The sequence below is a fragment of the Exiguobacterium sp. PHA03 genome (assembly GCF_041945985.1).
GTDB lineage: Bacteria > Bacillota > Bacilli > Exiguobacteriales > Exiguobacteriaceae > Exiguobacterium_A.
In genome coordinates this window covers 762,166-783,488 of the sequence record NZ_JAUTYQ010000001.1, presented here as the reverse complement: position 1 = coordinate 783,488, position 21,323 = coordinate 762,166, and the positions used below count along the sequence as shown (strand labels likewise).

32 protein-coding genes are annotated in these 21,323 nt (G+C 46.0%); 15 read left to right on the top strand and 17 right to left on the bottom strand.

The genetic code is table 11. The annotated features are described in order from the left end of the window. The first annotated feature begins 16 nt into the window (after window positions 1-16). Entirely contained in the window at window positions 17-334 is a 318-nt protein-coding gene (locus Q7C19_RS04135) for a hypothetical protein (RefSeq protein ID WP_023468204.1), read from the top strand. Window positions 335-380: 46 nt separating this feature from the next. Here the strand turns inward: Q7C19_RS04135 and Q7C19_RS04130 are convergent, their stop codons facing one another. Together Q7C19_RS04130 and Q7C19_RS04125 are read right to left on the bottom strand one after the other, a co-directional pair. Next, a complete protein-coding gene (locus Q7C19_RS04130; protein WP_308101486.1) occupies window positions 381-1,316 on the bottom strand; it encodes a cation diffusion facilitator family transporter in 936 nt (311 codons plus the stop codon). 75 nt (window positions 1,317-1,391) lie between these two features. Further along, window positions 1,392-1,805, bottom strand: a complete 414-nt coding sequence (locus Q7C19_RS04125; RefSeq protein WP_375091704.1) for a methyltransferase domain-containing protein — start codon at window positions 1,803-1,805, stop codon at window positions 1,392-1,394. Between the two features lie 128 nt (window positions 1,806-1,933). On the opposite strand from Q7C19_RS04125, the gene Q7C19_RS04120 reads away from it, so the two are divergent. Together Q7C19_RS04120 and Q7C19_RS04115 are read left to right on the top strand one after the other, a co-directional pair. Further along, window positions 1,934-2,443 (top strand): hypothetical protein, encoded by a 510-nt coding sequence (locus Q7C19_RS04120; protein WP_375091703.1) that lies wholly within the window; start codon window positions 1,934-1,936, stop codon window positions 2,441-2,443. 71 nt (window positions 2,444-2,514) lie between these two features. Then, window positions 2,515-2,841: a DUF3139 domain-containing protein gene (locus tag Q7C19_RS04115; RefSeq protein WP_214853536.1), complete on the top strand. Its 327-nt coding sequence runs from the start codon at window positions 2,515-2,517 to the stop codon at window positions 2,839-2,841. A 66-nt stretch (window positions 2,842-2,907) separates the two neighbouring features. On the opposite strand, the gene Q7C19_RS04110 is transcribed toward Q7C19_RS04115, so the two are convergent. From Q7C19_RS04110 to Q7C19_RS04100, 3 genes are all read right to left on the bottom strand, one after another. Further along, window positions 2,908-3,156, bottom strand: a complete 249-nt coding sequence (locus Q7C19_RS04110) for a hypothetical protein (protein ID WP_375091702.1) — start codon at window positions 3,154-3,156, stop codon at window positions 2,908-2,910. Between the two features lie 250 nt (window positions 3,157-3,406). Beyond that, the gene (locus Q7C19_RS04105; protein WP_375091701.1) at window positions 3,407-3,748 is read right to left on the bottom strand and encodes a DUF3139 domain-containing protein; all 342 of its coding nucleotides are present in this window, start codon (window positions 3,746-3,748) and stop codon (window positions 3,407-3,409) included. Between the two features lie 526 nt (window positions 3,749-4,274). Then, on the bottom strand, window positions 4,275-5,024 hold the full coding sequence (locus Q7C19_RS04100) for an SDR family NAD(P)-dependent oxidoreductase (RefSeq protein ID WP_035408149.1): 750 nt from the start codon (window positions 5,022-5,024) through the stop codon (window positions 4,275-4,277). Window positions 5,025-5,106: 82 nt separating this feature from the next. Between Q7C19_RS04100 and Q7C19_RS04095 the strand changes: the two genes are divergently transcribed. Further along, window positions 5,107-5,514, top strand: a complete 408-nt coding sequence (locus Q7C19_RS04095) for a MerR family transcriptional regulator (RefSeq protein WP_214853527.1) — start codon at window positions 5,107-5,109, stop codon at window positions 5,512-5,514. Here the strand turns inward: Q7C19_RS04095 and Q7C19_RS04090 are convergent. After that, entirely contained in the window at window positions 5,484-6,557 is a 1,074-nt protein-coding gene (locus Q7C19_RS04090; protein WP_375091700.1) for a threonine aldolase family protein, read from the bottom strand. The two genes, Q7C19_RS04095 and Q7C19_RS04090, sit on opposite strands and share 31 nt — an antisense overlap. A gap of 124 nt (window positions 6,558-6,681) precedes the next feature. Here Q7C19_RS04090 and Q7C19_RS04085 point away from each other — a divergent pair, with 124 nt between their 5' ends. Next, window positions 6,682-7,365 carry a hypothetical protein gene (locus Q7C19_RS04085; RefSeq protein WP_375091699.1) on the top strand — a complete coding sequence of 228 codons (684 nt, stop codon included), beginning with the start codon at window positions 6,682-6,684 and terminating at the stop codon, window positions 7,363-7,365. Between the two features lie 204 nt (window positions 7,366-7,569). Further along, on the top strand, window positions 7,570-7,863 hold the full coding sequence (locus Q7C19_RS04080) for a hypothetical protein (RefSeq protein ID WP_035408158.1): 294 nt from the start codon (window positions 7,570-7,572) through the stop codon (window positions 7,861-7,863). 50 nt (window positions 7,864-7,913) lie between these two features. Here the strand turns inward: Q7C19_RS04080 and Q7C19_RS04075 are convergent, their stop codons facing one another. From Q7C19_RS04075 to Q7C19_RS04060, 4 genes are all read right to left on the bottom strand, one after another. Then, window positions 7,914-9,050 carry a GGDEF domain-containing protein gene (locus Q7C19_RS04075; protein ID WP_375091698.1) on the bottom strand — a complete coding sequence of 379 codons (1,137 nt, stop codon included), beginning with the start codon at window positions 9,048-9,050 and terminating at the stop codon, window positions 7,914-7,916. 134 nt (window positions 9,051-9,184) lie between these two features. Continuing rightward, window positions 9,185-9,430 (bottom strand): phage holin, encoded by a 246-nt coding sequence (locus tag Q7C19_RS04070; protein ID WP_035408161.1) that lies wholly within the window; start codon window positions 9,428-9,430, stop codon window positions 9,185-9,187. Continuing rightward, window positions 9,427-10,062: a M15 family metallopeptidase gene (locus Q7C19_RS04065; protein ID WP_375091697.1), complete on the bottom strand. Its 636-nt coding sequence runs from the start codon at window positions 10,060-10,062 to the stop codon at window positions 9,427-9,429. The genes Q7C19_RS04070 and Q7C19_RS04065 overlap by 4 nt, the downstream gene beginning before the upstream one ends. Further along, window positions 10,062-10,817, bottom strand: a complete 756-nt coding sequence (locus Q7C19_RS04060) for a helix-turn-helix domain-containing protein (protein WP_375091696.1) — start codon at window positions 10,815-10,817, stop codon at window positions 10,062-10,064. Before Q7C19_RS04060 ends, Q7C19_RS04065 begins: the two co-directional genes overlap by 1 nt. Before the next feature lie 90 nt (window positions 10,818-10,907). Here Q7C19_RS04060 and Q7C19_RS04055 point away from each other — a divergent pair, with 90 nt between their 5' ends. Further along, window positions 10,908-11,399, top strand: coding sequence for a DinB family protein (locus tag Q7C19_RS04055; protein WP_375091695.1), 492 nt, complete (start codon window positions 10,908-10,910; stop codon window positions 11,397-11,399). Between the two features lie 40 nt (window positions 11,400-11,439). Here Q7C19_RS04055 and Q7C19_RS04050 read toward each other — a convergent pair whose 3' ends face one another. Further along, entirely contained in the window at window positions 11,440-11,925 is a 486-nt protein-coding gene (locus Q7C19_RS04050; protein WP_069940596.1) for an NUDIX hydrolase, read from the bottom strand. Window positions 11,926-12,138: 213 nt separating this feature from the next. Here Q7C19_RS04050 and Q7C19_RS04045 point away from each other — a divergent pair, with 213 nt between their 5' ends. Then, the gene (locus Q7C19_RS04045) at window positions 12,139-12,603 is read left to right on the top strand and encodes a hypothetical protein (RefSeq protein ID WP_375091694.1); all 465 of its coding nucleotides are present in this window, start codon (window positions 12,139-12,141) and stop codon (window positions 12,601-12,603) included. A 317-nt stretch (window positions 12,604-12,920) separates the two neighbouring features. Here the strand turns inward: Q7C19_RS04045 and Q7C19_RS04040 are convergent, their stop codons facing one another. Then, complete coding sequence (locus Q7C19_RS04040; protein WP_056061160.1) at window positions 12,921-13,454, bottom strand: DUF402 domain-containing protein; 534 nt, start codon at window positions 13,452-13,454, stop codon at window positions 12,921-12,923. 154 nt (window positions 13,455-13,608) lie between these two features. Here Q7C19_RS04040 and Q7C19_RS04035 point away from each other — a divergent pair, with 154 nt between their 5' ends. Genes Q7C19_RS04035 through Q7C19_RS04025 form a run of 3 tightly spaced genes read left to right on the top strand, consistent with a single transcriptional unit; the run spans window position 13,609 to window position 15,389 of the window. After that, entirely contained in the window at window positions 13,609-14,718 is a 1,110-nt protein-coding gene (locus Q7C19_RS04035; RefSeq protein ID WP_290750111.1) for a GGDEF domain-containing protein, read from the top strand. A gap of 17 nt (window positions 14,719-14,735) precedes the next feature. Continuing rightward, entirely contained in the window at window positions 14,736-15,110 is a 375-nt protein-coding gene (locus Q7C19_RS04030) for a YkvA family protein (protein WP_035408175.1), read from the top strand. 33 nt (window positions 15,111-15,143) lie between these two features. Then, on the top strand, window positions 15,144-15,389 hold the full coding sequence (locus Q7C19_RS04025) for a hypothetical protein (protein ID WP_035408177.1): 246 nt from the start codon (window positions 15,144-15,146) through the stop codon (window positions 15,387-15,389). Window positions 15,390-15,435: 46 nt separating this feature from the next. Here Q7C19_RS04025 and Q7C19_RS04020 read toward each other — a convergent pair whose 3' ends face one another. From Q7C19_RS04020 to Q7C19_RS04010, 3 genes are all read right to left on the bottom strand, one after another. Continuing rightward, window positions 15,436-16,122: a polysaccharide deacetylase family protein gene (locus tag Q7C19_RS04020; protein WP_375091693.1), complete on the bottom strand. Its 687-nt coding sequence runs from the start codon at window positions 16,120-16,122 to the stop codon at window positions 15,436-15,438. Between the two features lie 16 nt (window positions 16,123-16,138). Next, complete coding sequence (locus Q7C19_RS04015) at window positions 16,139-17,233, bottom strand: MGDG synthase family glycosyltransferase (protein WP_375091692.1); 1,095 nt, start codon at window positions 17,231-17,233, stop codon at window positions 16,139-16,141. 87 nt (window positions 17,234-17,320) lie between these two features. Beyond that, on the bottom strand, window positions 17,321-17,950 hold the full coding sequence (locus Q7C19_RS04010; RefSeq protein ID WP_290757852.1) for a DedA family protein: 630 nt from the start codon (window positions 17,948-17,950) through the stop codon (window positions 17,321-17,323). A gap of 214 nt (window positions 17,951-18,164) precedes the next feature. Between Q7C19_RS04010 and Q7C19_RS04005 the strand changes: the two genes are divergently transcribed. The 4 genes from Q7C19_RS04005 to Q7C19_RS03990 all read left to right on the top strand — a co-directional run bounded on the left by Q7C19_RS04005 (window position 18,165) and on the right by Q7C19_RS03990 (window position 20,270). After that, window positions 18,165-18,707: a GNAT family N-acetyltransferase gene (locus Q7C19_RS04005; protein WP_290787055.1), complete on the top strand. Its 543-nt coding sequence runs from the start codon at window positions 18,165-18,167 to the stop codon at window positions 18,705-18,707. Between the two features lie 25 nt (window positions 18,708-18,732). Beyond that, window positions 18,733-19,536 (top strand): hypothetical protein, encoded by an 804-nt coding sequence (locus Q7C19_RS04000; protein WP_375091691.1) that lies wholly within the window; start codon window positions 18,733-18,735, stop codon window positions 19,534-19,536. After that, window positions 19,529-19,897 (top strand): hypothetical protein, encoded by a 369-nt coding sequence (locus tag Q7C19_RS03995; protein ID WP_375091690.1) that lies wholly within the window; start codon window positions 19,529-19,531, stop codon window positions 19,895-19,897. The genes Q7C19_RS04000 and Q7C19_RS03995 overlap by 8 nt, the downstream gene beginning before the upstream one ends. A gap of 91 nt (window positions 19,898-19,988) precedes the next feature. After that, window positions 19,989-20,270, top strand: a complete 282-nt coding sequence (locus Q7C19_RS03990; RefSeq protein WP_056061134.1) for a hypothetical protein — start codon at window positions 19,989-19,991, stop codon at window positions 20,268-20,270. Window positions 20,271-20,327: 57 nt separating this feature from the next. On the opposite strand, the gene Q7C19_RS03985 is transcribed toward Q7C19_RS03990, so the two are convergent. Further along, window positions 20,328-20,510 carry a hypothetical protein gene (locus tag Q7C19_RS03985; RefSeq protein ID WP_035408191.1) on the bottom strand — a complete coding sequence of 61 codons (183 nt, stop codon included), beginning with the start codon at window positions 20,508-20,510 and terminating at the stop codon, window positions 20,328-20,330. Between the two features lie 128 nt (window positions 20,511-20,638). Next, complete coding sequence (locus Q7C19_RS03980) at window positions 20,639-21,274, bottom strand: NAD(P)-dependent oxidoreductase (RefSeq protein WP_035408193.1); 636 nt, start codon at window positions 21,272-21,274, stop codon at window positions 20,639-20,641. Window positions 21,275-21,323: the final 49 nt, after the last annotated feature.

Sequence of the window (21,323 nt, the reverse complement as noted above, 5' to 3'; positions counted from 1 at the left end):
AGGGAGGTGAAGATCCATGAAAACGCAAACGCGTTATGACTATGAAACCGAACAGGAACAGGTCGACGTCCCGTCTGAGGCACGTCTAGGCTACTACTTTCTTTTGATTGTCCTGCCGCTTGGTCTCGCGCATCTTGTCCAGTCGCTTGCTCCTTCGCCGGATCAACACCACTCGTCCGTATTGACGGGTTTGACGTTCTTATCCATCGTCTTTTTCATGTACTTAGGTAACCGAGCTGCTGGAAATGCCAAAACGACCTTTTTCGGATACTCGATGTTCTTGAGTATCAGTCTGTTCGCGACGCTGTTTCTACCAACGGTGCCGATCATTTGAGCATAAGCAAACGAGCACATGTCTGACTAGGACGTGTGCTCGTTTTTTAATGCGTATGCGATTCGTGTTTGCCGTCACAATACAACGTATTGCCATGTGCATGTTGATCCGTCTCGACCTGGATGGTCGCGTGGTTAATACCGACATGTTTTAAGTCGTGATCAATCTGTTCGCGAATCGACTCCGACTCCCGGACGGTCATGTTCTCCTTGACGACGACGTGACACGATAACGCGTTATACCCACTCGTGATCGACCAGATGTGTAGATCATGTAGTCCGAGAACGGCTTCGTTCGTCTGAATCGTCGAAACGACCTCATCAATGTCGACATCACTCGGCGTTCCTTCCATCAAGACGTGAACGGATGCCTTCGTCACGTAATAACCGCTCCGTAAGACGAGGATCGCTACGATGATACTCGCAAGTGGATCCGCCCATCCCCAACCGAAGAATAGGATCAGCAAGGCGGCTACAATCGCACCGACCGATCCGAGCATGTCGCTTAAGACGTGCAGATACGCACCGCGCATGTTGAGGTTATGTTCGTGCCCACCGCCGCGTGTCATGATCCAGGCAACTAAAATGTTGACGAGCAACCCGAGGACACTAATGATCAGCATCCCCGTCGTTGCGACAGCGGGTGGATCGATGAAGCGTTGAATGGCTTCAATGAAAATATAGAGAGCGATGACTATCAGCGTCACGCCATTTAGGATTGCGGCTAAGATTTCAAAGCGTTTTGAACCGAACGTCTTGTTCGCATCCGGTGCTTGACTCGAGAACTGGAAGGCTAACAGGGCAATCGCAAGTGAAATCGAATCACTTAACATGTGCCCGGCGTCTGATAACAATGCCAAACTGTTCGTCCAAATCCCGCCGATGACCTCGACGATCATGAACACAGTAATGATCAGGAACGACAGGCCGAGTACCTTTTTATTGTCCGTATGATGATGGTGATGATGATGATCATGTGCCATGACATTGCCCCCTTTTACCTTTCATTCAAACGTCTATTTGAATTATAACGTGCCACTGTTCTTTGGTCAACGGGCTCATCCTTTATATCCCACAAGCGCTACCGTATGAAACGAACGAATGACTGGTCCACGTTTCAAAATGACTGATTCGAATCCCATTTTGTTTGCAAGCGGGATGAATTCCCGTTCGATCCGCTCATGTAGTTCTTCCCCCTCTTCCCCTGCTTTTCCATCACAGTATGTTAAAACGAATCGTCCGCCTGGTCGTAAGGCTCGATACATTTCTTGAAGCGTTCGATCGACGGATTCCCAAAAATAGATCGTACGAATACTATAAATACCTTCGACCGTCTCATGCACTAACTTCAAGTGAATCAGATTGGCTCGCTGAATCGTCGCTCGGTTTGTTTGAATGGCTTGTCGATTAGGAAGCGTCGCAGAACGAACCATTGTCTTCGAAGAGATCAAGTCCCGTAACATGCGTTGCATCCGTTTGCGAAAGGAGAATGATTGAAAAGTAAATTTCCGATATCCCTTATCACTGAAATCCCACACTATGAAATCAGAGAAACATGTAATACTATACATAGACGTTTTTTTATGGAGGGAGTCAGCAAATGAACCGTTTGAAACAGTTACAGATTGTCTTGTTAGTGTTAATAACGATTTGTGCTTTTTTCTTCTGGGCAGGACATGGATTTGAAGTAAGTTCTCATCAGATCAGCGGAAACGGCAATCCAGGAATTTTATTTGCTTACATCATCGTTTTCCTGTTTCCACTTATCGTATTAGGAATCATCGTTCTTTTTTATTTGATTGACGCTCGTTCCCTCTCTTTGATGACTACGATCATTTTAGCCGCTATCTATACTTACATCGGTTATTTTCATCAGCGGGAAAGCTACGTTACATATCAGCATCTCAAAAGACAACATATGATTGATGCCGGATTAGCTTTAGATTACATCGATGATGTTTTAGTCGGATTCTCCATTTATCTAAACTCACAATTTTTTAATCTGAACACATTTCTGATATATATCTGTTTGGTATTAATGACCGCGTCCGCTTTGTATCTTCTTCTTTCTACCATGATTCGTTTGATACAAATAATTCGATTTCGTTAAATGACGCAGACGAGCGACCTTTTTCAAACGACTTTTCTATCTATACCATCAAATTGACGGGAAGTGATCGCATGAAAAAAGAAGTACGTCCACTAGTCTATACCCTTGTCGTTCTCGTCATGCTAATTGCCGCCTATCCAACATATCGATTAGGATCTAAGGTGATTACGGAAATCAAGATTGAACGTTTGTTGGCTGAAACAGGATACGATCAGGATATCTCTAAAAAAGAAACGGTCTATGATTCAAAAACTGGAAGATATGAGATGAAAATCACATACACGAATGAACTGGATCATACATACTACTATGAAATCATTGAGGGGCATGTACTGACGACCGTATACGACCAGCATAATGTTGAAGTGACTGTCCCTGGTCAACATGAATTAAAGTAACTTGTCTTTTCAAATCAAAAACGAGTCCTCTCCACGAATTTCGTGAATGGACTCGTTTTTGGTAACTTAACATTCTTCTTTCATGTTCAATGATTCTGCCGAGCGGATCGTAATCTGTTTTGCAGCATCATCGATGGATATGACACAACCCCACGTCGGCTTTAATTGCAGTGTGCCTTTTTGATCCAACCACAAGACTGCAGTTAGTTCGATGAAGTTTCCCATGACTACCATTTTTCTCGCCTTCTCATCAATGACGGCATATAGTTCATCATCCAAGCTGATTTTCCAGTCAAAGAATTCATTCTCATTCATCCTTTATCTCTCCCAATCCTTCATACACTCTCAAGATCATTCCGCTGTAGTAAACGCAATCTTCCATTTCTTCCGCGCAATCAATACAACGATTAGCGAAATCAACAGAGATATTTTAAGCGTTGTATCATCGATAAGGCGTACTCCGTAATGAAGTGAAAAAAGTACCGTTAGTAGAGCAACGACGCTTCCTAAAAAGATCATGTTTTTCATTCTATCACCTCGTTTCTTCAATGGATTTAACGTGTTGTCAATCCTTTGAAATATACCGTCCTTCTTGTTTGTTCATAATCTGTACGCCGTCTTTATATCCCGTGACGTCAATGTGATTCGATCCCGATTGATAAATCTCATATTCATTATTCGGTTCATCTTCGAACACGACGCGTGCGAAGAATTCACCTGTGCTCGTATCATAGCGAATTTCTTTGTTCTTCACGTGTGTCATATAATTCTGTCGCGTCAGATAGTGATTGATTGACTGAGTGACCTCTTGTTTTTCATCATAGTACAACGACTTATAGGCTGAAGCACCGATGATGCCGACTCCTAGAATCATCAATAACGTAATCGATATAAAGGTTCGTTTCATTTCATCACTCCTGAGTATCGTTTCTGTGTCATTCTTCGTATTAGACATTCTCCTTGTTTTTAAAATGTCGATATGTTTAAACTAATAGAAGAACACAAGAAAAGGAAGTTATTTATGATAAAAAATCCATAAAATACTTTTTATTGTTATTTATGGTGATTGTTCTTACTTTGAACTTCTTAAATGGTCAAGTGATTGATAATGAGCGATTAACATTAGCCGTGAACATTGCAATAGTTCTAATGGCGTTATTCTTTATAGGCTTAAGGTTCTCAAAACGAAAACGTAAATAGAATGCTTACGCCTCAAAAAACGTATGTAATCGTGGGACAATTTATGATTTTCGGCGCTCTAATAAATCTTTTGATTATCGGCGCAGTCGTCTATGTCGTATGGAAGCTTGCGAAGAAACTCTTAAAAAAATAAGTAATTGATGTCTTTTTTGATGCATTCATGAAATTCGTATATATAATGTTTACATAAGTAAGGTCCCTTTCTCAATTGAGAAAGGGACCTTACTTAGTTTTTATCCTGCGTAATTGAACAATGGACCACGCAATTCAAATTCATACGTTTCGCCGTCGACGATGCCGACAATTGCGTCACTTTCGATTAACTGATGCAGGAAGCCTGCCATTTCAGCCGCCGTATGATATTTCTTAACGTTCTTGCTGTAGTCGAACCCTACTTCCCCGCGCGAACGATCGGCGAACTCTGTCTCGGTCGCAGCTGGTGCGAGCACTTTCGCCCGGAGTTTTGCGCCGCCTTTTTGCAGTTCTTGCGCGAGTCCTTCCGTATAGGCACTGACATAGAACTTCGTCGCGCAGTACGTGACGGCGTTCGGTACAATCCGGTAGCCGCCAGCTGACGAGATATTGACGAGCGTCGTTCCTTCGACATCATGATGGTCGCGGACGAACAGACTCGACAAAATCGTCAGTGCCTCGATGTTCAAGCGGAGCATCTTCTCGATTTTTCCGAGATCGATGTCCTGGACGAGATCAAAATCACCAAATCCAGCATTATTGATCCATGTTTCAATTTCAAGTTCTTTTAAGCCTTCATAAAGATCATGAACGTTTTGGTTATCAGAAAGGTCGATCGACTTGAGGATGACATCACTGTCTGGTGAAATCTGTTTGACTTCATCTCGAAGTTTTTCGAGCTCTGACGTCCGGCGCGCGACGAGGACGAGTGACTTTCCTTTTCCTGCGAGTAGTTTTGCCGTCTCATACCCAATTCCTGAACTTGCTCCTGTAATGACCGTGTACTTCATCTAGCATATCCCCTTTTCGATTTGGTATAGTCAGAGTCTAATCCTTAGAGTGAACTCTAAGTCAAGCAGAAAGGTGAGATTCATGTATACGATTTCTGAAATCAGTCGACTGACGATGACGAGTGCCCATACGATTCGCTATTATGAGAAAGAAGGATTACTCTTTCCGAAGCGCCAGAATGGCCAACGACGTTATGACGACCAAGACGTGACGTGGCTTCGATTTGTCCTCCGCTTACGTGAAACGCATATGCCGATCGAGCAAATCCGTACGTATGTGTCACTGTTTCTTGCTCACGGCGAGCAGGATACGACCCGCGAACGCCTTGCGTTGCTTGAAGCACACCATGCAAACGTCTTAGCTCAACTGGCAGCATTACAAGAAACGGAGCGAATGATCGCAGAAAAAGTCGACACCTATCGTCGCCTCCATCCTACGATTCCCGCTCCTGATGTCATTCAATCCTCTGAGAACGCCTCCGTCAATTGACGAAAGACGCTTTCGCGTTCGTCAGTCGTCAATGCAAGAAAACTATCGCCGATATTGATTTCCGTTGCGCAGCCTTTTTCTTTCTTGACAAGATAGCCGGCGATACCAACTTTTCCGTGCAACTGGATTTCAATCAATTTTTCCTCGACGACTGCTTTATCTGCCTCAAAGTAAAGATGAAACATGTTTGAGACCGGCTCAAGGGGACGAGTCGAGATGCCTGGTATCGCATTCAAGCTGCTCGCTAGTGCTTTTGCGGCTACATAGTACTCCGCCATCCGGTCTTTTCGTTGTTCATAATAATGATCCGCGGATAGAATATACGGATAGAGACTAATCAAATCACCGCCATAGCGACGTTTCCAGATGCGAGCCTCGCGACAAAATGCTTCCGGTCCGGCTAAGATCGCTCCTGCGACGCCGCCAAGACCTTTATAAAAAGAGATATAGACACTGTCAAATAACTCTGCGATTTCTTTTGCCGATGCCTCATAGTACGGTAAGATTTCAAGTAGGCGAGCCCCATCCAAGTGCAGACGAATTCCTTGTTCCCGTGCATATGCACAAATGATTTCAAGTTCCTCACGCGACGGAAGCAGTCCGCCGAGTTCGCGTTGTGGCAGTTCGAGTAACAGGCAGCTGACGTCCGGCAAGGCTTTGACGTCGTCTATCGTCATTAAGCGATCGACTTCTCCGACTAGTACTGGTTTAATCCCGTGTAATTCCTTCAACCCATCCTGCTCATGAATCTCGAGGTGACAAAGGGGATGGTAGGCAACCTTACGATTATTCCGTTCATCAGACCAGATCCGTAACGCAATTTGTTGCGCCATCGTACCGCTCGGAAAAAAGATCGCATCGTCGTGCCCGAGTAAGTCTGCTATCTTACGTTCAAACGTTTTAATCAATTCGCCGTTTCCATACATATCGCTTGGTTGATCGGCAGAAACGGTTTGCAACGCTTCTTGTAATACTCCGATGGTTCGACTTCCGTGTCCATCCAATCGTTTTGTCGTTTTTTGGTAACTCAATCGTAAATCCATACTATTCATTCCTTTCTAAATCAATGACTATTTTTTGAAAAAATCAAAATATTCCATCTCCACTTTTGCTATACTGTGTAGCGAACGTCTGTTAAACGTACTCGTCAAAGGAGGTGTCCCTATCGTGCAAACGCTCCGCACTCGCCTGTTGCTTCTTATTCCAATCGTCTGTCTTCTACTGCTTGCCATCCAACAATTCGTCCCGTCATTCTACACGTCACTACTTGGACGAATCGATCCAGCAACAAATACATACTGCATTGATCGCTGTGGTCCGAAAGCATCGATGTTTAGTGCAGTCGAGGAAGGAACCTCATACGGCGGAGACGGAAGTACTGTCACGATTAGTGAAGCCGATCCACCTACGCCTTGGTTCCGGACCGGTTTTGACTCTTCGGTGACGACACCTCCTTATCTTCTCATCTTATGTCTCGTTCTCCTGTTTTGTAGCTGGTTTTTATGGCACTATCTCCAGTGGTTGCGTCGTCCGCGACTTGATGCATCGGGTCATGTACTTCCACCACGCTTCCCGATTTTCGTTTATGAGACAAAAGACCTACCTGCTGACTCGATTCGAAAACAACTCGTTCGTTTTAATGAGCAACTTCCGTTTTCATTACAGCGCAGGACACATGAGACCGTGACGGAATGGTTCGAGCGAATCGCTTTTCCGTCACCTGTTGATCCGCTTTATTTTGAAGTGCGGTACGGAAAGGTACCCGTCATCTCCACTCATCAACTGACCTTCTTCGTCCAAGCTATGGAACAATATTTAAAGAAATGCCATGTCCAGTCTTCGATATCTTGAATTTTTCTCTCCTTCCGCCCTGCTCATTGAAGCTTGGCGTTTTTTTGGCGGAGTTTAAGAGGATTTCTTGAAAATAGATTTTGGATGATTTCAAAATTCGGATTGACTTTTTTTCAAAATCAGACGATTATTTGCCAGAAAAATGGGTAATATAGACTATAGTAGAGAAAGAGCTGATTTATCAGGAGAGTGAGGTGAGAAAAGTTGATTAGTGCACAAGAAGCCTATTACATTAAGAAGGAATTGAATGAAAAATTCGAGGATCCACGGATTTCCTGTGATTTTTCAATCTTTTCGCTTGAACCGTTCCAACTTCTCTTGCACGTACAGGAAGATGTTGATGAGCTCAGTACTGAATTACGATATGGCTTAAGCCGTAAGATTCGTTCCCAGCTCACACAACTTAATGCGCGTGTCGGTGGTGAACCTGTCAGGACGGTTTATGTCATATCGGCGCCTCTCATTTCCGATCGATCGTATTGCGTCATCTTACAATGAAAAATCCCCCGTGTGAGAAGCAAACACTCACGCGGGGGATTTTATCGTATTCACCCTGCCAAGTCCCCAATCTGATTCCGTCCGTTCTCTTTCGCTCGATACAGTGCTTGATCGGCTTGGTCGATGATTTCCTTCTCTGTCGTCTGTGCTTCGGGTACAAGTGACGTCAAGCCAAGACTGACGCTGACCCGGCAAAGGGGTTCGTACTGCTCGTGTGTGATGTTCAAATCAAGAATGTCCTGTCGAATCCGTTCTGCGATATGACGGGTTTCTTCTATGCCACGCGTCAGTAAAACCGTGAACTCCTCTCCTCCGTATCGTGCGACTTGTCCATGCCGAGCCTGCCGTTTTAAGACGCGAGCCACTTCCTTCAAACATTCATCCCCTTTTAAGTGACCATACGTGTCATTGTAGGACTTGAAGGCATCGACATCAATCAGTATTAAGGAGAGCGGTGTCTGCTCTTGTTTGGCTTCTTCGAGAAGCTTCTCCAATCGTTCATCGAACGCTCGCCGATTCGGGATGCCGGTCAATGCATCATGCAAGGAACGATGAATCAAGACTTGTTTGCTTCGTTCCATTCGAAACGTCTGGATGAAGGCAATCAAAACAAGAACAGCGATGCTCGCGACGACAACGATAACCCATTTCGCAGCACTCGATGCTTGCTCGGAGCGTTGTGTTGCTTCCGCAATGATTCGGTTGACGTCTGTTCGCAAACGGGCATCAATCGGTCGGAACGTTTCGATGAACTGCATTCCTTGATATCGTCTTGCCTCTGCTGAAGCTCTGTCACCGTCCTTGACGAGTTCAAATTGCGTGTCGTAAAACTGCGTCGCCGTCTCGATACGGGGAATTGCCTCCGTCCGAACGAGTTTTCGCATGATGGGATGGTTCGCATCGAGCCGGTTCAGCCGCGTGATCGTTTGATCCAGCTGATTAATCGTCCGTTCATACTGTGCTAGATCCGTTTTGTTCGGTGAAAGGATGTAACTCCGGACACTGAGTTCTAGATTCAACAACGCTGGAAACAGTTCTGCTGCTTCCGTCGAGATCGGAATAGCTTCTTTTAAGATACGGGCGTTTTCTCGTTCGATTTTTAGGAAAGCTTGATAGCTCCAAACACTTGTAAATAAAAGCGCACAGAGTGCCAAAAACAAATACCGTTGCAACGTTGACCATTTCACAAGAAGACCGACCTTTCTTTCTCTATCTACTTGACTAAAGTCAATTTCTTCTATCAGTATCTTGAAGTCAAACAATTAGTCATTTGTATGAAATAATGCCCGTTGCTGACACAATCCAAACGCTTCCCGACCGTTCAATCGGTTAAGGATGTGTTTTCCAGCTGTACTTGCGACTGACGTCGTCTTAATGCCCGCTCGGTCACGTCGTTATTCTTCCACCAAGCGACGAACAAACCGATTACCCCAACCAGACCGGTCACGAATCGTTCGACGTCATTCGATGACACCGGTAAAGCGGTAAATCCGAGCGTCGGTAAGAATAACTCTAGAAAGACATAGAGCGGTATCATGAGGCGGAGCCATGCTTGAAAACGAATCATGGCGACACCGGAAAGAGACGACGCCATGTTTGCGGTCCAACAATCCCGTCAACCGCAAGTCGAGATGTCTGCTGGAACGCTTGGATGGCTCGCGTCAAACGTATATCAAAGATTCCTGTCACCATCAGACCCAATCGCTTCTCAATCGCTCGGACGAGTTCCGGTGCTTGAATTCGTTCGCGTAGATAGTGTCCTGGTTTTGGCACGTGATGCCGCGCAAGACTGACATGATCGTACAATTCAAAATGTGGATAATCGGGAAAACGGGACCAATCGCCTCCCCAGTCCATTCCGCGCCGTTTCATTGCCGCAACGATTCGACGAAGTCGCGCGTCCGGTGGAGAAAGAAATAATGCACCATCTTGGTAAAGGAAGACGTCAATTGCAACACCAAAATTATGGTTTGATTGTCCACCACGGGCTTGCGTCACGATCGGTCCTTGGGTCGTCCGTCCTTTTGCGTATAACACGTTCTGTTCCGCGATGCTCCGAAAGCTTTGGGCTATACCGAGTTTGATCCCATGCGGATAAAGCTCTTGAATCACGTCACGGGCAATCCGGACGACCGACGGATGCATGCCGGGAACGGTTAGTTTTTGATTCGCGCGTCGCAGTAATTCTTCTAGTTGCATCAGGCTCCCTCCCTGGTCAATGTATGTAATAAAGCAGCAATCTCGTCATCGTCAGGAATGACTTGTCGTTCCTGTTGTTTTGCCTCGTATGCGCGTTGTGCTTCTTTTTCACGTTCTACCCAATTCGGTAATTGAAATAATGAATTATTCCTTCTCGAACGTTTGGTTACTTGTTTCGGACGTTCTGACTCGGATCCGGTTGCAAGACGCTTAACGACCTGTTCGATGTAACCGAAATGACGACTGTTCGCCCGTCCCGCTTCTTCAATTGCGTACTGGATTCGCTCGATTGGATGTTCGTTCGCAAGCAACAGCAACTCTTGTTCGATTCGTGGTGTCGCCTTTCCAAGATTCGACTCATACTGCTGCACCAGTTCCTTTTTTAAAGACGTCTTCTTCAAGACTTCTTCTTCGGAGTCAGCAGAAGTCTCGGGGGCAGTCGTCTCGTGACTCGCCGGGGATGGCGTATCGACATGGGGCAGGACACGATAAGCATTCGAGGTCTGTCCTCCGTGTTTCGTGAACCGTTCGACTTTCTCGATCCGACCACTTGCGATCAAGGACTGGATACACGACTTGACTGTCGATTTACTGCACGGAACAGCATCGGCAATCGTCTGATAGGACGGAAATGCTTGACCATCTTGACCACTGAAGCTTTCAAGGATCAGGTAGATCATTTTTTCATGGACGGACGCTAATGCCGTCCCGCTCCGTAAGAGCGTATGGGGAACCGGAAGATATGGAGCTTGCATGGTGATTCCTCCTTTCTAGGAAATATGACAGGAAGAAGTCGTGGATTGTTCGAAAAGAGTGAAGAAGATATTTTTGAAAGGAGTGACAGGATGAACGAACTATTCACCTATTATCTACAAGAACTTGATCGCTATGAGCCGGAGGCGTTGATTCATCATCTCGACCATGACACGTGGTCGATTAGTCAAATGTATGATCATTTGATCGTCGTCAGTCATGAGTATTTGGATGAAGTCGAGTCGTGCCAGTTCGCATGCGTGACCACGTCCGGGAAGTCACCGTTCGGTGAACAGTTATTTGCTGCTGGTGCATTTCCGACGACACCGATCCGGTTACCGGATGCGATGAACGCCCCACCGGATGAGACGGATCAGGTTGAACAAATACGGACACGTTGGTTGCAACTGATTGATCGTCACGTAACGCTCGCAACGATTGCTCAGGCGACACCCGTTGATCAAAAGACGCAACACGGTGGGATGGGCTGGTTGAACGCTGCCGAGTGGTATGCCCTCGTCTCGTACCATCTCGCGCATCACCGGCATCAAAAACGACGACTCGACGCTGCGCTAGCCAATTGAACATGAAAAAGCGCTCTCCGCATGCGAAGAGCGCTTCGATTCATTTTAAGACATCCCAATTCGAAAAGTGTCGTACCTCAAGATCGAGTTGTTGTTCCTCAATCCAGCGGAATGCTTCAAGTACGAGCGGTGACGCATTGTCGATTGAAACTTCACTCGCCTTGACCCAACGCGCACCGAGTGAGTCTTGTCCGACGAATTGCTCGGGAATGCCAAGCGTTCCACCGGTCTGTCGAACGAGATAAAAGACGGCGATATGATGGACTTCATCGAACTCCCGCCAGTCCCACGGGAGCTTGAAGTCAGCGACGCCGATCTGTCGTTCGAGCTCTACCTCAAGCCCTGTCTCTTCTGTGAACTCACGGCGCATCGCCGTAGCGAGTGTCTCCCCTTCTTCTAGGCTACCCCCTGGTAAATCATAGCGATTGATGTACGGTCCACCATTTTTATCGATTACGAGTAAAGCATCCTCTTTCATTAATAAGCCATAGACTCCAAATGCACGGTGACAACGAATCGTTTTCATTTATCATACCTCCCTTTACTTCTCTTTTACATTTTTTATTTTTTATCACAATGACACTTAAACATATTGATATCTAAAGAACGCGGTAATGCGGTTAACTTTATATTAATCGTTACAAAATCAGTCTAAAGGCTTACGTAATAGTTCGTATTTCATCATACACTTTACATATATCATTAAATGAAAAGTCATATGGAAAGAAGGATTGCTACCATGAATCCCCCAAAGTTAAGTGTTTTTTTACTAAAGTCATGCCTATTTGTACTATCTCTTGGTCTACTGGGTTTAGCGGGCTATGCAATCCCTACATTGCTGAACGGAATCAAGAGTTCAATCATTTTTGAAAAACCAGGATATGTCGTATTGATCGTTGCTTATATTGCTCTTATACCGCTATTGGCTTCTATTTTTCACGGTTTCCGTATTTTAAGCGCCTTTACAAAAAGTCAGGACGCGGCTATTCGTATTTCTTCATCGTCGAATAGCATTAAAAAGGCATTCCTCGTGATTGCTATTTTAGCGATTTCTATTCTTCCCGTATTCTTTTATATAGGTCAGTTAGATGATGCTCCTGGATTAGTGCTTGTAGGAATAAGTATCGTCATCATCCCACTAGCCATCAGTGCCTTTTTTAATTGCATGCAATACATGATGAAGAAACATATTGTTACTTCATGAATGAATCGTTAACAGATAAACGAATGTCCCTTAAAACGGCTTGAATTCGGTACTTTACCGGACTCAAGCCGTTTGTTCGTTGTTTAAAGTACGCTTGGATCACAAACGAAGGTTCAGCGACTTCCATAACGTTACGTAGACGACGATACTCTCACTACAGGATATTTCAATGAACTATATCGAATTACTCTACTAAGACGAGACAAACAGGTGGACCCCTAGCTTTAATGATAGAATCAAGAGAGTCAACGTATAGACCGACTCAAACGTCTTGCGACAAAAAGCGAACAGACTAAATGCGTGATATCGTGGTTTTTTTATTGGGTATCCTTTCCATCATTCATGTTCATGACGGTCGGGATGAAAGCATCTAAATAGCCGTCAAACGGAAACTGTTGCTGCGCGATCCGTTCTTGAAGGTTCAGCAATGACGCACGGGTTCGTTCAATCAATTCGACCGGATAGTGATAGAGCCGTTGGTTCTCCATAAATTCGTCCTCGTCGACGACTTGCCACACTCCGTTTCGATAGACGAGATCAAGATCCAGATCGATGAACGATAATGTTTCATCTTGAAGGACTGACGGAAGACAGATATTGCAATAATAGCTCATCTCTCCCGTCCGTTCTATATCGAGACCAACCGTGAAATCAGCTTCAAACGGATAGAATTCGAGACTATAGTTGTCGTATGTATAAACGGTTGCGCGACGATGATGATGAAGCGTCCGCCCTGGAATATTCGCGACGAGTAGATAGTCTTTTGTCTGCTTTAGGACATATCCATCCCACGAATAGTGCGGACGTCCGTCGAGTTTCCGTGCCTCAATCATAAGACGTTTTAATTTCACTTCATCCCTCCCTTTTCCTGAAGCTCTCTTATTTTACCAAATACTTTCAATAGAGCAAGACTTTTCCTGAATCTTTAAAATTTTGAGTCTCTCTCGTTGACATCCCTTATCAAACTGCTATCGTAAAAGTATCATACTCAAGGATGTGGAACTCATGTTCATTGCCGAGTTGTTATTGAATGCCTGTATCGCCTTCACCGGCTTTTATTTAATCGCTAAAATCATCTATAGTCAACGCCTCGCATCGAGCAGAATGAAGTCCCTCATCGTTGGTCTTGCGACCGGACTACTCGGTGTGCTATTGATGTTTAAAGGAATTGCAGTCAATGAATCGTTACGGATGGACTTACGTCATTTACCGCTCGTCCTGCTCGCTTTTTATGGCGTTCGCTCGCCTCTCATCATCGCGACGCTGATCATCGGTTGTTCTCGATTTTACTTCGGCTGGACCCCGCAATCAATCGTCGCCTTTCTCGCAGTCCTCGGCATCAGCACCGGGATGTACTTCATTCATAAGCGGTTACTCCATCGACCGCTCTTGCAAAACCTGATCATGAACGTCTGGTCATTGTTTATGATCTCGATCGCTGTCTCGATCAATCTCGGCTTCAGTGACGCCGCTCTTCGTTTACTTGCTTCAACGTGGACGATCGGACTTGCAGTTGGACTGTTATCGAGTCTCTTGACAATCGACTTTCAGTTGCTCAACGAACAGGTCCAGCGTTATAAACAATCAGCAGAACTCGATCACTTGACAGGACTGTACAATCGGCGTGTCTGGGACGAACGGACGACATTGCTTGAAGCAGAAGGACGCGTCTACAATGTGCTCGCGCTCGATATCGATCATTTCAAGCATGTCAACGATACGTACGGTCATGCGAACGGTGATCTCGTCTTGCAACAGTTTGCACGGATCTTGCAGGAAGAGACACGTCCGCATGATATCACTGCTCGAATTGGCGGCGAAGAATTCATGGTCCTCATCTATGATCTCACGCCTCCAAAAGTTACGAAAGTCGCTAACCGGATTCGAGAACGGATCGCGAACACACACTTTCAGCTCGACGGATCCCCGTCGATTGCCATCACGGCATCCGTCGGGATCGCTCACGGGAAACATATCGCCATTCAACGAATGAATATTCTTGCGGACGACGCATTATATGCCTCAAAGGAACAAGGACGAAATCGTGTCATTCTGTATGAAGCGGATGAAGAGGCAGCCGTCACGACAAACGAACGGGAACCGGTTCGCTCATAAGAAAGGAGTACTCGCATATGTTAGAGCGAATGAAACGCATCGCTAGACGGATGAAGCAACAATTATCAGTCCTCTCTTATGCAATCGAACATCCTCGTTTACCTCGTCATATCAAATGGGGAATCATCGCCTTAATCGCCTATACTGTCAGTCCGATCGACTTGATACCAGATTTTCTGCCTGTCATCGGTCTTCTCGACGATCTCTTACTCGTTCCACTCGGTATCTACTTCATCATCCGTTCGATTCCTAAAGAGATCTTGACACAAGCACAACGACGACTTGAACAACAAGGAACTCGTTCCTTTCCATTGCTCCGACGTTATGGTCTAGCGTTCGTATTAGGTTGTTGGGGCATTGGTATCGGTCTTGTGATATGGTGGATAGTGTAAAACAAACCAAATACATCCATAAGGAGTAGTTCAATGAAAAATGAGTTTGAGTTCATGACAACGGCGGAAGCAATTCTATTCGTCAGTTCCTTTTTCATGTGGCTTTACATTGGTCGTCATTTCGTCATGATCACGACGTTCGACGACTTATTTTTGACGCAATCTTGGTGGTTACTACTTCCGGTCATCACCTTCATCCTATTCTTACGCTCGTTCGTCGTGCGGCGCTTGATTCTCCATCATAGTCAAGAAGATGAGGACTTGTCACGCGAAGCATAATCCATGCAAAAGAGGAGCTATCCGGCACCGGATAGCTCCTCTTTTTTTACGTTTGATCAATGCGACGAAACTGTAAGCCGCGTGCTTTCCAGTTCGGCAAGAGTTCACGAAGCGCTTCAATCGTCTGCACAGGTGCTTGTGGGTCCGCGCCGAACGTATCCCCGTTATCGTGGAGCAAGATGATATCTCCTTCTGACACATTCGATAGTAGCCTCTTGATTTTTACTGTCCCGCCTTCTACCTTCCAGTCTTCCGCCATCTTCGACCAGAGAATCATCTTGTAAGCGGTTGGACAGAGGACATCTCCGGCATTGAGTGCACCCCACGGTGGACGATAGACCGTCGGACGTTCACCGGTGATCCGTTCAATGATCATAGCCGTCCGCTCGATTCCTGCCCGGACCGTCGACGGTCGCATCGACCAGTTCGGTCGATGGACGTAATTGTGGATACCGAGTTGATGCCCTTCGTCGTGTATCCGGCGAATGAGGTCCGGATGTGCTTCTGCTTTATGACCAACGACAAAAAACGTCGCCTGAATGCCTTCTTGTTTTAAGAGATCGAGCAGTTCTGTCGTATAGACGGGATCTGGACCATCATCAAACGTTAAGGCGACGTATCGTGAGTTCAGTGATTTTGTCACGCGCCATCCAAAGACGCGTGACGCCACGTACGGGACGACCGTATAGGCGAGTGTCGCGAGAATTCCTGCTGTGATAAGACGTGAACGCATAGAAACTAACTCCCTTTTATTCATTTACTTTTCGGCGACGGTCTTGCAGGCAACCCGCAATCCGTTCCGCGAAGAACCGCTGATCGGCCATGACGCGATCATTTTGATACTGCGTGACTGCTTGTTGCCAAGCATGCATGACGTCTGGGTTCTCAAGCGTCCGACGGATGACGTCCGCGAGTGTATCCGTTTGATGAAATGCGAACGCAAGTCCTTTCTCCATCAAATACGTACGATTGATCTCTTCTTGTCCCGGTAGGACGTGTTGAATGAACAGCGGTACACGTTTTTCGAATGCTTCACTGACCGTCACGCCACCCGGTTTCGTAACAATCGCATCCATTCGTTCATACAGCTGATTCATCTCATCCCGTGAATCGATATAGGTAAGCGGATGGATATGTGGATGACGTCGCGAAGCTAGTCGTTTATACAATGTTTGGTTCTTCCCACATAAGACATGGAAATCTGCTTCTGGACACTGTTCGATCTGCGTCAGTAAGGTCTCGAGTTGACCTAGTCCACCGTTTCCGCCTGCGACAAGAATTTGTTTGCGTGACTGCGTCGAGCGAAAAATGGAACCGCCAGCGATTGCTGGATGGACGGGGATACCCGTCACGAACAAGCGCTCAATGGGTACAGCATGATGCTCGTGCAATTCTTGCCTTGCCTCACGATTCGGCAACAGATGATACTCGATATGCGTCTTTCCCCAGACGCGGCTGACGAATAAATCCGTATAGGCATTGATGACCGGTACGTCACAAAGGTTTCGTTCTTTTAATTGATTCAAGAGATAGGAGGGAAACGCATGTGTACAGATGATGACGTCCGGTTGTTCCGTCCGGATGATCCGTAACATCTGTTGTTGGAAATAATGCGACGTCCACCCTGTCGACCGGGCATTGCTCGAACGTCCGGCAATATGCTGATGATAAAAACGGCTATAGCCGTTTGAGAAGTGTCGAATCCAGTTCAGGTAAAACTTTGATGTCACCCATTCCGCAAACGGGCTGATCGTACTGAGCAATTCTACTTCCTTGACTTCAACCCCTGGACCTTGCAGTCGTTCGGCGATCGCTTCGGCAACCAGATGATGACCGGATCGCATCCTTAAAAAAGGAAAGATCACTATTTTTTGCATCGTTTGTCCACTCCTTCAAACTGTTCCGACGATCCTTCAAAAAAGAAGTAACGTTTAGTCTTCTTTTCCCGCTTCGTTTTTCCCTGAAACGACGCGTTTCTCAAGTCGCTTCCGCTTGAGCCATTTCACGAGCACTCCGAGCAGGAACAATACGAGTAAGGCAAGTCCGAAATACGGTACGACTTCCGGCTTGATATGAAATGTCTTTCCTGCAAAGTGACCGAGTAAGACAAAAGGTACGACCCACAGCGCGGAACCGATTGCTGACACAAAGAAGTACCGACCGAAAGAAATCCGCTTCATGCCTGCAAAATATGGATTGATCTGTCGCACCCCCGGAATATAAAGACCGCCGATGATCGTTCGATTGATTCGTTCCATGTAGCCGTTTGAGACCCGCTCCCAGCGTTCCTTCGTCAATCCGATGAATCGACCGTATCGCAGGACAGTCGGTCCGAAGAAGCGCCCCGCTCCATATGCCGTCAGCATACCGACGAACGTCCCAGCATACGCAGTCAAGATCGAATAGATTAAACGTTCTTCGTTTTGACCACTTAAGATGCCGATCAGGACGAGTAAGGATTCTTCCGGTGCTGGAATCCCGACGATGCCAAAAAATAAAAAAATAAAAATAACGCCGTATCCATAGGCATCGAGATACTGATTGACCGTATCCATGTTCATGTCGTCACGTCCTCTACTGCTGTCTTTCTGTACTGTTTCAACGTCTTCTGACTATGTATTCGTTCCTGTTGAAGCAATTCCTTTTTTAGAAAAATTAAAACCTGGTTCATTCGAAAATTGACCTGTTCTCGCATCTCTCCTCGTGACAATGCTCAGTCTGTAGGAGATGATGAATAGAGTGAAGTAGATCTCTATAGAAAGAAGGAGGATGACAATGAAAGAGACTGAAAAGCTGACGATTCAACCGCTATCGTTCGAGAGCATTCCATTCGTCAATCATGCCAACGATTCATTCCCGATCATCGGACGCATCGTTCCGCAGTTTTCTGGTACCGCATGGTCTTATACGGAAGAACTCTATGAAACCGCTACTGAAACCCGTTTTCCTGACGATCGACTCGATTGGGCGACGTATATCGAAAACGAGAATCGAATCGTCCTCCTCGCCTTTTCCGGCACTTCTTGTGTCGGACAGATTCGTCTTGTTCGTGACTGGAACCGTTTCGCCTACATCGAAAACATCGCGGTCAAACAAGCGTTTCGTAAACTAGGCGTCGGACACCAATTGCTTGTCGCTGCGTCAAAATGGGCACAGCAACGTGAGTTGAGTGGTCTGTCACTCGAAGCACAGGACGATAACTTGATTGCTTGCCGTTTTTACGAACGAGAAGGTTTCGTGCTCGGCGGTGTCGATAGTTTAAAACAATTCGCCAATCCACATATTGACCTGACATTGTATTGGTATAAACTATTTTGAACGTCAGTCGGAAAGGGCTTATCTCATGTTATCTATCGTAAAGAACAGTTTCATTTCCGCGATATTGTTCGCTTTCTTGTATGCACTCATTGCTGGGTTTGAGATGGGTGACCCAGCAATATACGGCACTTCCTTCACTGACTTCTTTATGATTGGTCTATTGTTTGCCGGTCCCGCCATTCTGATCGGTGCACTCTTAACAGAAGGGCTTCCGCGCCTGTTATTTCGTTCGGATATTTCATTTGCACAACGGGTCATCCTCAATCAAATCGTCGCGTTATTCGCAAGCATCGTCCTCTATCTGCTCATGCAACCAAATTCGTTTTCGCTCGTTCTCATCTTATTCTGTTCTGGTGTAGCGTTGATTTATTACACCGTCTCCGAGTCGGCGCGAAAGTATCCGTCATTCCTCCCCTATCTGTTCGGGTGGCTCGGTCGGACCGTCTTCAGCTTTTTTCTGTTTCTCCAATTGTTTGGCTCGATGACGATGATGGTTCCGTTTTTGTCTTACGCGGTGCAGCTCGACAATGAACAGTTGGATGCTGTCATGCTATTATTCTTCAGCGGTACCTTGATTGCTGACGCTCTGTTAGCTGTCCGCTTCACGAAACGTTCGCTACCGTGGATGAGGCATCTCCTCGTTCATCAAGGTACGATCTTCGTGTTTGCCGGTGCGTTCATCTTGTTCAGTTCACTTCCCGCGCTATTTTTCATCGGAAACGTAGTCGCTACCTTTTTATATGTAATGATCACCCGTCTATTCATCCTCATGAAGACTGGAAAGGAGGAACACCATGATCCGTCTGTCATTTCGACTTCTGATGAGTAATTGGATTTTTCTGATGGTTTATCAACACCTTCCGTCATCACCACGACTCATGCCCGATACAGACTCTGGGTATTATTCAGGTGTCTTTGAGACCTTGCTGTCGTTTGTGATCGTCATCACGGTCGGTGGCATCCTGACCGACGCGATTCGTTACTTCCGATTTCGCTCACGTCCACTACCTTGGATAACACACCTCCTCCTGAATCAAGGCATCGCTTTATTACTCGGTGGCGTACTGTTACTTGTATTCAAAGGTCTGTTTCAACCGATCTATTTTCAGGCAATCGCGAGTAGCGCCGCTTTCCTTTACTTTTTGATGACGCGTTTGACATTGTTATACAAGAAAGATTCAGCTGTTTGAAATCAGCCACTTTCTTACATTTTTGTTAGGTAAAACAAGAAGACCTACGCTTTATACTAAATGTATCGTTTAGTAAAAGGAGACATGCCGCATGTTTCGTCAAAAATCGCTTCTGTATTTACTCATTTTTTTGTCCTTCGGTTTAGCTTTCGATACAATCACAGGATCGTCTCTCGTTCCGTTCGTCGAACCTCTTCATCTCTTGATGACTTCTCTTGCGTTGACGATCACGACCGCCTGTTTGACACTGTTCTTTCTGCTTTACTACGGTCTTCGTCCGCATCTCGAATTACTGATCGTCCTCCCCTTTTTGATTTTGACGAGCGGCATCACGTTCTTCTTCGTCTTCTTGAGCGCAATGACTGTCATTTAACGTCACCAAAAAGCCCGTCTTCTTTAAGGAGACGGGCTTTGATCGGTCATATGTAGATCACGGTTTGGCATGAAGCTCTAGCAACGGATCGGTGTCACTCGGCCAATTGATTTGTCCTGCGTAATGATCCTCAATCGTCGCGACTGGTTCGGAACGTTCGAACCGAGACGGTTGCGTCGACGTCGTACAGACGATCAAGACAGCTAACAGACTGATGATACTAAAATATCGTCGCATCATAATGTATGCTCCTTTTGTTATTTCTCTTCTCATTTTAAGCAAACCGCGCCACTTCGCCATCCGTCCTCCGCTGTATCTCTCACTCCGCCCATCAAAAAAGACCGACTAGATACGTCGGTCTGACAACGTTATCCTTGTTCACCAACGACGGAAAACCGTTCGTTGAGGTGTTGTCCCTTTTCAAGCTCATCCACTACAGCAATGGCATAATCCGCGTAACTGATGTAGCTCTCCCCTTTTGCATTTAGAATCATCTGCTCGCCGCCGACCGAATACGTTCCTGTTCGTTTACCGCTCGGATCAAAGAATCCAGCGGGGCTGAGATACGTCCACGTCACGTCTTGCTGTCCTTGTAGTTCGATCAGATTTTTCCCCATGTTCGAGGCTGTCGGATAATACGCTTCCGGGAAATCAGGTGTTTCCATGACGCGTGTCGAGTGACTCTCGTCAACGAATAGACTACCAGCACCACCGACAACGAATAGGCGCGTCGTACTACCTGCTAACAGATTGATCAAGTGACGCCCGACTTCGATATGTTTCGTCTCCTCACCGGGTGCTGCGTTAAACGCATTGACGATTGCGTCAAACCCGTTCAAGTCGTCTTTCGTCAGCGCGAGGACATCGCGCTCGAGAATCGTGACGTTAGCCGTCACTTTTGCCGCATTACGGACGATTGCTGTGACGTCATGCCCGCGCTCGATTGCTTCTTGTAGAATCAATTGCCCTGCTTTTCCTGTTGCACCGATAACTCCAATGTTCATGATGATTCCTCCTTTTGATATGTAATTACTTCGATTACATGTAACCAAT

Bases quoted from the DNA above. Each gene is read 5' to 3' on its own strand.
- Q7C19_RS04045 (WP_375091694.1), top strand. From the start codon at position 12,139: ATGAATCCCCCAAAGTTAAGTGTTTTTTTACTAAAGTCATGCCTATTT.
- Q7C19_RS04095 (WP_214853527.1), top strand. From the start codon at position 5,107: ATGTATACGATTTCTGAAATCAGTCGACTGACGATGACGAGTGCCCAT.
- Q7C19_RS04050 (WP_069940596.1), bottom strand. From the start codon at position 11,925: ATGAAAACGATTCGTTGTCACCGTGCATTTGGAGTCTATGGCTTATTA.
- Q7C19_RS04020 (WP_375091693.1), bottom strand. From the start codon at position 16,122: ATGCGTTCACGTCTTATCACAGCAGGAATTCTCGCGACACTCGCCTAT.
- Q7C19_RS04000 (WP_375091691.1), top strand. From the start codon at position 18,733: ATGTTATCTATCGTAAAGAACAGTTTCATTTCCGCGATATTGTTCGCT.
- Q7C19_RS03985 (WP_035408191.1), bottom strand. From the start codon at position 20,510: ATGATGCGACGATATTTTAGTATCATCAGTCTGTTAGCTGTCTTGATC.
- Q7C19_RS03995 (WP_375091690.1), top strand. From the start codon at position 19,529: ATGAGTAATTGGATTTTTCTGATGGTTTATCAACACCTTCCGTCATCA.
- Q7C19_RS04135 (WP_023468204.1), top strand. From the start codon at position 17: ATGAAAACGCAAACGCGTTATGACTATGAAACCGAACAGGAACAGGTC.
- Q7C19_RS04035 (WP_290750111.1), top strand. From the start codon at position 13,609: ATGTTCATTGCCGAGTTGTTATTGAATGCCTGTATCGCCTTCACCGGC.
- Q7C19_RS04115 (WP_214853536.1), top strand. From the start codon at position 2,515: ATGAAAAAAGAAGTACGTCCACTAGTCTATACCCTTGTCGTTCTCGTC.
- Q7C19_RS04130 (WP_308101486.1), bottom strand. From the start codon at position 1,316: ATGGCACATGATCATCATCATCACCATCATCATACGGACAATAAAAAG.
- Q7C19_RS04065 (WP_375091697.1), bottom strand. From the start codon at position 10,062: ATGCAACTAGAAGAATTACTGCGACGCGCGAATCAAAAACTAACCGTT.
- Q7C19_RS04105 (WP_375091701.1), bottom strand. From the start codon at position 3,748: ATGAAACGAACCTTTATATCGATTACGTTATTGATGATTCTAGGAGTC.
- Q7C19_RS04055 (WP_375091695.1), top strand. From the start codon at position 10,908: ATGAACGAACTATTCACCTATTATCTACAAGAACTTGATCGCTATGAG.
- Q7C19_RS03990 (WP_056061134.1), top strand. From the start codon at position 19,989: ATGTTTCGTCAAAAATCGCTTCTGTATTTACTCATTTTTTTGTCCTTC.
- Q7C19_RS04125 (WP_375091704.1), bottom strand. From the start codon at position 1,805: ATGCAACGCATGTTACGGGACTTGATCTCTTCGAAGACAATGGTTCGT.
- Q7C19_RS04015 (WP_375091692.1), bottom strand. From the start codon at position 17,233: ATGCGATCCGGTCATCATCTGGTTGCCGAAGCGATCGCCGAACGACTG.
- Q7C19_RS04120 (WP_375091703.1), top strand. From the start codon at position 1,934: ATGAACCGTTTGAAACAGTTACAGATTGTCTTGTTAGTGTTAATAACG.
- Q7C19_RS04070 (WP_035408161.1), bottom strand. From the start codon at position 9,430: ATGATTCGTTTTCAAGCATGGCTCCGCCTCATGATACCGCTCTATGTC.
- Q7C19_RS03980 (WP_035408193.1), bottom strand. From the start codon at position 21,274: ATGAACATTGGAGTTATCGGTGCAACAGGAAAAGCAGGGCAATTGATT.
- Q7C19_RS04110 (WP_375091702.1), bottom strand. From the start codon at position 3,156: ATGAATGAGAATGAATTCTTTGACTGGAAAATCAGCTTGGATGATGAA.
- Q7C19_RS04100 (WP_035408149.1), bottom strand. From the start codon at position 5,024: ATGAAGTACACGGTCATTACAGGAGCAAGTTCAGGAATTGGGTATGAG.
- Q7C19_RS04090 (WP_375091700.1), bottom strand. From the start codon at position 6,557: ATGGATTTACGATTGAGTTACCAAAAAACGACAAAACGATTGGATGGA.
- Q7C19_RS04010 (WP_290757852.1), bottom strand. From the start codon at position 17,950: ATGAACATGGATACGGTCAATCAGTATCTCGATGCCTATGGATACGGC.
- Q7C19_RS04060 (WP_375091696.1), bottom strand. From the start codon at position 10,817: ATGCAAGCTCCATATCTTCCGGTTCCCCATACGCTCTTACGGAGCGGG.
- Q7C19_RS04025 (WP_035408177.1), top strand. From the start codon at position 15,144: ATGAAAAATGAGTTTGAGTTCATGACAACGGCGGAAGCAATTCTATTC.
- Q7C19_RS04030 (WP_035408175.1), top strand. From the start codon at position 14,736: ATGTTAGAGCGAATGAAACGCATCGCTAGACGGATGAAGCAACAATTA.
- Q7C19_RS04005 (WP_290787055.1), top strand. From the start codon at position 18,165: ATGAAAGAGACTGAAAAGCTGACGATTCAACCGCTATCGTTCGAGAGC.